The following is an 8,100-nucleotide window of genomic DNA, read 5'->3' as shown; positions in this document are numbered from 1 at the left end:
ACTGCTTTTGAGCCGGGTTCTCGATAAGAGAGCCTTTTGAAAGGCTTGAGCCGTGTGAGGGGAAACTCTCACGCACGGTTCTTAGGGGAGGGATGGGCAGCAATGTCCATCTCTTACCCGACCAGACGATTGAAAACAAACAGAAGTTTATTGGACAGGTAATGACATCAAAGTCACCTGTTAGGAAATGCTCGGATATTGATGAGGCAGCACTGTCCTATGCAGAAGTAAAAGCACTGGCAACGGGGAATCCTTACATCAAAGAAAAAATGGAACTGGATGTTTCCATTGCAAAACTCCGTATGGAGCGTGCCGCGTTCCAAAGTGACCAGTACAGATTACAGGACAATTACAATATCCATCTCCCGAAAAAAATTGCACGTCTGGAAACCCTTATTGCGGGTATGGAAACTGATATTAAAACTTATCAGGAAAACCGTCCTGTGCAAGATGATTTTCTAATGCGGGTTGGAGAGAGAAACTATAATAACCGGTCTGAGGCGGCCAAGGCATTAAGGGAAATCATGACGCAGAACTGCTGCGTATATGGGAAAGAGTTTGAGGTTGGAGGTTATTTGGGCTTTTCTCTGAAAGCCTCCATCACATATGAGAGCCAGAAGTTCCTATTAAATCTCCAGGGGGCAGTATCCCACAATATTCAGGTCAGCAGTAATGATGGGGCAATGATGGGAACGATCACAAAACTCCTCAATGCAATGCCGGAGCGTTTAGAAAACCTCCGGGCAAGCCTTGAAGAAACCAAGGCTGTATTGGAAACCACCAAGAATGAAATGGATAAACCGTTTGTGCATGAGGCTGAATACAAAAGCAAATTGGAGCGGCTGAATGAATTAAATGACCTGCTTAATATATCAGAGAATGAGGACTCCAAGATGAACATTGGAATAGGCGAAGATTTGTCAGAAATAGTACAGCCCGATCTCGATATAGGCAGCTGGGATATGTTTGAGAACTACGACCCATATAGTCATCCGGAGTACACAGATATGGAACTGGATAAGGCAGAATTGATAGTGACTTCAGAAACATTGTCTGCCAATAAAACACCAGATCCAGAAGGCAAAGACCTGCCCAATATCAAAGAAATGCCACAAATGAACGGAACTCTAGAAGAAACAGAAACAACCGCCCCGCCACAGGACAGATATGAACTGCGCTTTTCAACGATTGGAAATGGGATTACAGTATGGAACCAAGCAGCCCCGATAGAATCTGCCCCAGTTGATAGGAACCATAAAGCGGCCGATTATGAAACAATAGCATATATCTCGCCTGATGGGACAAATATAACCTACTTTATAGAGTCTGACAGACTTCCGGAGGAAGTGAAAACACAGATCACCCAAGCAGCAGAAAAACAGAAGGAAGAATATGACATAGATAAGTTGAAGCTGCAAAGTATGGAAATCACCAAAGATATATATGACCAGAAGGAAGATGCCTTAAAACCGTACGGATGGGCCGGACTTTCGTTTTATATGGAGGGTATAATCAAGCGTTCCCAGATCCAAGGAGAAATTGATTCGGGAGATATATACAGCAGTGGGCTGGTAGGGCCGATGGATGCAGTTAAGGCATATGTGGAGATAGAAAATAGTCCCTGGACTCACCATGAAAATATTTACGCGGTTGCACACAATGAAACAGGGGAAACAGAAACATTGTTGGTACATCCAAAGCAACTACAAGCAGTGGCCCAGTCTGAACTGGCAGAAAAGTATGGGAAAGCTGGGATTTTGACAGAACCGTTGGTTTATATCAGGTGGTCAGAAAGTCAGATGTTGCCAGATAATGGAATAATGCCTATCCATGAAGCAGAAGAACGGTTTGCAGCCTATGACCAGTCCCAGAACTTTATTCGGGATCAAGTGGATGAAGAGGACAATTATTCTTTTGGATATTACCACAAAACGTCCTTCTGTATCCTTTATGAAACGGAGAACGGATTAGAAAAGTATTCAGGCAGGTATGATTTAGGAGATGATGAGGGTGGTTTACTCAAGCATATATATAACGCACAGACCGCAGTGTTTGAAGATGACTACTTATATGCAGCAAACGAAAAAAGTTACGGGAGGGATTATGCGGAACAGATAAAAAATGCAAGTGAGGAGTTTATACACCATGATTTACCACGTTTACAGGTATGGCAGCGCTATGAGATTGTGGAGAGCGACGAAACCTACAGGACGGTGTGGAATATCAAAGATCGATTTTCCATGTCCAAAGAAAATGGGCAATATGGCCAGCTTGTATTAGAGAGGGAGCGCCCGCTGAGATTTTTGACGCTCGACGAAGCAAAAAAATTTATTGAGGAGCAGCTGGCTGCAAATGAGTTTATTCCCCACCACCATGCGGTACAGAACCATGCCATCCAGGCATATAAGAGGGATTACTGTACTTCTAAATTGGAAGCTGCATTGGCTACGTTCCCAAAAGAAAAAAATAAAATTGTGGAAACAGCCATTTTACTGGGATATCTTCCAACCAAGCAGGGAAAAGTATCTAAAATGCCCATGGATCGGATTGCAGTGGAATTTTCTGATAGAGTCTATCTGTTTTCAGTACCTGAGCAGAAAGGGGATATCCTTTGCAAAACATATAACAACAGTATAGAAAGGCCACAAGTGAACTATTATTTTTGCAAGTATAAGCAAGAAGAGCCAGAAACCATCTTCCAGGCTGTATTGGAACAGATCAAAAGAGATGGTTATCCATTGGATGAGATAGAACGCTTGGCAGGATATGAAGACTGTGATAAACAGATCCGGCAACATGAAATCCATATGGTGGCGAAAATGCTTGCTGCAATTCAAAAAAATAGCGATCCAGATGTGTATTCAGAGGTATACGGAAGGGAAGGAGAGAAACTGGAGCAAAAAATAGGGGAGAATATCATGAGCGGGCTGACCGCACCATATATCGCTGCCCTGGGTGAAATGAAAGAGCCTGAAGAAAAACAGGATATCCGAGTGATACAAGAGATTTTGTCAACCGAATCAAGACGCTCTCCCTTGAATTATTTAACAGCAGACAGCAGTGCCTTTACTTATATTAGGGATGATGTAGCAGTGCAGCAGAACATAACATTGAAAAGTGCGATTGGACAGATGCTGATTGACCGTATTGCCGGAAAAGGACAGACGTATTGGATCGGATTTTCTGCGGGACAGGAAGAGATATGTGTTATGTCGGGAAACAGGGAACAGATCACTTTCTCAGCAGAACAGCTTAATTTTGAAGTTGATTTAACAAAAACATGGCAGCTACGAGACAGCATAGCCCAGATATTCCGCCAAACATTGCCAGTCTATATCAATGACCCATATAATCGTCTGAACCTGCCGTTTGATGAATATGCGAAGCATGAGGAACAGAATCCATGGAGGGATATGAAGATAAAGTATGCAGTAGCGGGTATTAAAATGACAGATTACGACCAAAAGACGTTGGATACTTTGAACCGCCATTTTGGATATTATTTAAGCAATGAAGATATAAAAAAGGTAGCGATCGGCAAACATCCCTTGAATGGTGATGAAATCGAACAGGATGTGAAAGCAGCTGCGGAGCAGTTCTGTGACCAGGTTGTAGACCGATACTATGAGGCAGAAGAAATAGCTGTTGTTGAAATGGTGGCTAGTGACATTACATTTGATTTGGAGCAATAGAAATACTGCCCAGAAAGGGGAAGATAAATAAGATGGCAAATAGAAAAGTATTACTGCCCGATTCCAGATTACAGTTCCAGCAGATCTGTGTGGATTCATTCATTCCAAAGGAAATGTGCAAAAATGGGGTATGCCTTATTTTAGGGTTGCTATTCGCCGTGTTTGAGGGCAGCCCTTACCAGTTCCAACTTATGATGCTGCGGCATAGGGGGGTAAACATATTCAAAGAGCCGCTCATATATAGAGATCCAGGTAAACTCAACATAAAGGAGATCTGTCTGGATATAGAAAAATATATGGGTGGGGATATAGGCAGTGTATATCTCCAGATGGAAGGGAAGAATGGGAATATCGGCCTATCGTTTTGGAATGTAGAAGAGAGCAGTCTGAGATCGTTCAACATTGCCTACAAAGCAGCTGACCCGATTGATGAAAAGCAACTGTATGGATATGTGAATCAGGTCTACCAGGTATTTCAGCAGCATTATCAGAAACTAATGGAAAAGTTGGAATTACCTAAAAAATTGGAAAATGTACAAGGAGAGAATCAAGATGGAGAGAAAAATTGAAAGAAATAAAAAGTATGTAAGATACAAAGAAGGCGCGGCTTTATACTCTATGGGAATACAGTCCTTTATGAAAACTGCAAAAGAGGCCCATGCAGTCATTAAAATAAGAAATATTGCGCTGGTAAATATGGAGATCTTAGATGAGTATTTAGAGATGTTCCGGGAATAAAAAGAAAAAAATAAAAAGTACACAATATACAGTATACAACATATTGACAAATGCACATCATTGCTGTATAATACAAAATGTAAGTGACAGCATTGCTTGTGCAAAGCCTTTGAAGGAGGTAAAGAGGGCAATGCCGTCACGAAAAGATAATAAAGGAAGGGTGCTTCGGCCACGGGAATGCCAAAGGAAAGACGGTCTGTATATGTATCAGTATAATGATATGTATGGAAAGCGTAGAGTGATTTATGCTACAGATCTTCTGAAACTGAGGGAGCGTGAAAAGGAGGTCTTACGAAACTTAGAAGATAACATAGATAGTTATTTAGGCGAAAAAATGACGTTAAATGCAGCATATGAACGCTATATGTCAGGCAAAATAAACCTTAAACATTCAACCAAAGTAAACTATAATTATATGTATGATTTAGTTATACGGGATACATTGGGAAAACGTAAAGTAAACAAGATTTGTTTTTCTGAACTGAAAGCGTTCTACTCCTCATTTCTTGCAAGCGGTCGATTTAAGATGCGCAGTATAGAGATTATACATACACTGCTGCACCCAACGTTTGATATGCTTGTACGTGATGGGATCATCCGTAAAAATCCATCTGATGGAATCATTGCAGAACTGAAACAAAGTATAGAATGGGAACGGAAAAGCCGCCATGCATTGACCATAGAGCAACAGACTGCTTTTATGAAATATGTTCGTGACAGCCCCATTTTTTATCACTGGTTTCCCATTTTTGTGTTTTTTTTAGGAACCGGCTGCCGTGTAGGAGAAGTAACAGGGCTTTGTTGGGAGGACGTTGACTTTGAGGAACGTATACTAACAATCCAGCGTACACTTATTTACCGGCCGGAAGAAGATCGAACCAGCACTTTCCATGTATCCAAACCCAAAACAAAAGCAGGGATCCGCCAAATACCGATGGTGGATGAGGTATACAGGATTTTGCGGGAGGAATATGAATATCAGAAGACGGAAGGATTTTCCAAGCAAACGATTGATGGCCAAAGTGGGTTTGTATTTCGGAACCGTTATGGTACGGTATTGAATCCAGCAAGCATCAACCGTGCGATCCAGCGGATTTGTAATTATTACAATGAGGCGGAAACAGAAGCGGCACAGGCAGAGAACCGTAAGCCATTGATTTTGCCAAAATTTTCGTGCCATGTATTACGCCACACATTTTGTACAAGGTATTGTGAAGTGGAGAGTAACATTAAAGTAATACAGGACATAATGGGCCATGCAGATATATCTACTACCATGGATATTTATGCAGAAGTGACCAATAGTAAGAAACAAGAATCGCTTTTAAAAAGACAAGATAATATTTTAATATTGTAACAAAAATATTCTAAAAAGCTATCTGTATATAGAATTAGTACATCAAATATGTGGTTATCCTACATCACAGATACATCAAAAAGATGGATGGATATGTAATGCTATAGGATGGTAATAACCTGATAATGTAAGGAAATACCGTACTATATGGCTACATAATATGACGTGGAGCAAGGCCGATTATAATCCCGACGATGAAGCCTTTGGACTAAAATTCCACAATATGTAGCGTCTGATGAAATAGGACGGCACAAGATGTAGTGAAAAGGGCTTACAACTACAACTTTTCTACAACTTTTGCTTGAAATCAGACGGCTTCAGACGGGCCAAAATGAAGGGCAAATCCGTGTTTTTTATGCGGATTTGCCCTTTTTTGCAATTTTCACATTAGCACCAAATTGCCCTTGATTGCCTCTGCTTTTTCCCTCATGTTTTCTTGCGTAATATGCGTATAAATATCCATAGTTGTGGAAAAATCAGCGTGGCCCATCACTTGCTGGATAAACTTGATGTCGTTCGTGCTTTCACAGAGCCGCGTGCAGAATGTGTGTCTCATGTTATGTACGCTAAAATGCGGCAGCAGTTCCGGCTCACGATCTTCCAGTTCAGCCTGATCCATTTCTTCGGCGTTGTAGGCGATGGAGATACGCTGGATGGCCCGGTTGATATTATGGGCACTGAGAAAGTAACCTTCCCGATTCCTAAAAAGGAAACCGTGATACCCATTCATCACAAGGTCTTCCGGATAGAGGGTGTCCATGACTTCAATCAATGTGCGGAGCTGTTCAGCAACCTGCGGATACAGGATCGGGATGGTACGGGTGCCGTTGGTTGTTTTAGGGGTGTTGATGTGAAAACCTGCTTTCCCATCAATCACACGGTAAATCAAATTATGATTGACAGAGATGGTGTTGTTCTCCAGATCCACATCATTTTTAGTTAAGCCAGTACATTCCGCAACACGCATTCCTGTACCGAGCAGCACGACCATGACAGGCAGCCAGTGGCTATACATCGGTGACTTTGAAATGAAACGAAGAAAGTTCTTCTGCTGTGTCATAGTCAGCGCGATTCTTTTCTTCGGGGGTGCCCCGGCCCCCTCTGTTTTGAGAGAGCGATAGACGCCCTTGCTGGGATTTTTTCGGATGTAATCATCATCGACCGCCAATTCCAGCGTGGGATGGATCAGGTTATTGATGCTTTCCAGAGAATTGATTGCAAAGCCTTTTTTCAAAAGCTTCGTGTAAAAGGTCAGGATGTCGCTCTTTCGGATATTAGGCAGAGGGATGTTAGCAAACGGCTCGTCCTTCACATAGTTGTTCCAAAGATATTCGTAATTCGCCCGTGTAGAAGCCTTTAACTGAATTTTCGTATCCATGAGGACTTTGAACATATCATTTAGGGTAATTTTCATAGCCTCCTGGGTACGAATACCGTCATCGCTGTCACGGTTGAGCACTTTTTCTTTGGCTCGCAAACTGGCAAGGTCAAAATCATAGATGTACTTTTTCTTTTTGCCCAGTTTATAGACAAACATATAGCTGCCGTCTGAGCGTTGTGTCTCTCCTGGCCGCAGGTTACGGCCTTTGTTGTCTTTTCTAACTTTTGGCATAGGCTGATACCTCCCGATGTTTTGTGTGTTGCTGCGCCCGGAATGGGCAGGGCGCTGTTAGCATGAGATCTCGTACAAGTATTCCTTTACTCGCTGAACGCTCCAAAGGACACGAGAATTCATGGTGATGCGGGCGTGGGCCAGGTCGCCGATCTGGACGGCCGTGTGCCGCCCGCAGTCGAGCAGTTTGCAAAGCGATTCTGTATCGACCGCCAAGCACTGATCTGGTGAAAGGTCATTGGGTTTTCTTTTTTCCATAATTGCCCTCCTTTATTTGCAATTACATATATCCCCTACGATTTGTAGGAAAAGGTTTTCAACAAAAACAATGAAGTCACTTAAATTCATCGGGAAGTGTGAAGGCTCTTCCATCGTCCATTTCCTGCGCCGGGGCTTTCCGCCGCGTATTTTCAGGCTGCCGCTATGCGACATTTAAGTTGTGGGCGCGCACAAACACACTATCCGCATCTCCTGTATAACTCCGATAAAAGAGGTTATGAGAATTGTCAAGGTACAAAAAGAGCGTGCGGACTGGCTACGAAATCCGGCACCATGTCTGTACACCCTATAAATAGGGCAAGAAGGCTGTTTTTTCTGCACGGCCTATTTTTTGTAAAAAAATTTTTCTGTTAGACTATATATAGACATTTGTTCTTGACTAAATCAATATATTGTGTTATCTTGTTCTTGTAATTGATTTT

General features: G+C 42.3%; 6 protein-coding genes. 4 read left to right on the top strand and 2 right to left on the bottom strand.

The features are described 5' to 3' along the window. Positions 1-92: 92 nt before the first annotated feature. The 4 genes from HW447_RS13460 to HW447_RS13445 all read left to right on the top strand — a co-directional run bounded on the left by HW447_RS13460 (position 93) and on the right by HW447_RS13445 (position 5,787). The gene (locus HW447_RS13460; protein ID WP_176255657.1) at positions 93-3,692 is read left to right on the top strand and encodes an LPD25 domain-containing protein; all 3,600 of its coding nucleotides are present in this window, start codon (positions 93-95) and stop codon (positions 3,690-3,692) included. Between the two features lie 32 nt (positions 3,693-3,724). Then, positions 3,725-4,261 carry a hypothetical protein gene (locus HW447_RS13455; protein ID WP_176255656.1) on the top strand — a complete coding sequence of 179 codons (537 nt, stop codon included), beginning with the start codon at positions 3,725-3,727 and terminating at the stop codon, positions 4,259-4,261. Beyond that, positions 4,245-4,430: a DUF6462 family protein gene (locus HW447_RS13450; protein ID WP_176255655.1), complete on the top strand. Its 186-nt coding sequence runs from the start codon at positions 4,245-4,247 to the stop codon at positions 4,428-4,430. Before HW447_RS13455 ends, HW447_RS13450 begins: the two co-directional genes overlap by 17 nt. 130 nt (positions 4,431-4,560) lie before the next feature. After that, complete coding sequence (locus tag HW447_RS13445) at positions 4,561-5,787, top strand: site-specific integrase (RefSeq protein WP_176255654.1); 1,227 nt, start codon at positions 4,561-4,563, stop codon at positions 5,785-5,787. A gap of 382 nt (positions 5,788-6,169) precedes the next feature. Here HW447_RS13445 and HW447_RS13440 read toward each other — a convergent pair whose 3' ends face one another. Further along, a complete protein-coding gene (locus tag HW447_RS13440; protein ID WP_024729783.1) occupies positions 6,170-7,399 on the bottom strand; it encodes a site-specific integrase in 1,230 nt (409 codons plus the stop codon). A 57-nt stretch (positions 7,400-7,456) separates the two neighbouring features. After that, positions 7,457-7,657, bottom strand: a complete 201-nt coding sequence (locus HW447_RS13435; RefSeq protein ID WP_006573960.1) for a hypothetical protein — start codon at positions 7,655-7,657, stop codon at positions 7,457-7,459. Positions 7,658-8,100: the final 443 nt, after the last annotated feature.

The organism is Enterocloster alcoholdehydrogenati (assembly GCF_013282095.1).
GTDB lineage: Bacteria > Bacillota > Clostridia > Lachnospirales > Lachnospiraceae > Enterocloster > Enterocloster alcoholdehydrogenati.
This window is presented reverse-complemented; position numbering and strand designations above follow the sequence as displayed.

Excerpts from the sequence above, each read along its gene's own strand:
- HW447_RS13460 (WP_176255657.1), top strand. The coding sequence starts at position 93 with ATGGGCAGCAATGTCCATCTCTTACCCGACCAGACGATTGAAAACAAA.
- HW447_RS13455 (WP_176255656.1), top strand. The coding sequence starts at position 3,725 with ATGGCAAATAGAAAAGTATTACTGCCCGATTCCAGATTACAGTTCCAG.
- HW447_RS13450 (WP_176255655.1), top strand. The coding sequence starts at position 4,245 with ATGGAGAGAAAAATTGAAAGAAATAAAAAGTATGTAAGATACAAAGAA.
- HW447_RS13445 (WP_176255654.1), top strand. The coding sequence starts at position 4,561 with ATGCCGTCACGAAAAGATAATAAAGGAAGGGTGCTTCGGCCACGGGAA.
- HW447_RS13440 (WP_024729783.1), bottom strand. The coding sequence starts at position 7,399 with ATGCCAAAAGTTAGAAAAGACAACAAAGGCCGTAACCTGCGGCCAGGA.
- HW447_RS13435 (WP_006573960.1), bottom strand. The coding sequence starts at position 7,657 with ATGGAAAAAAGAAAACCCAATGACCTTTCACCAGATCAGTGCTTGGCG.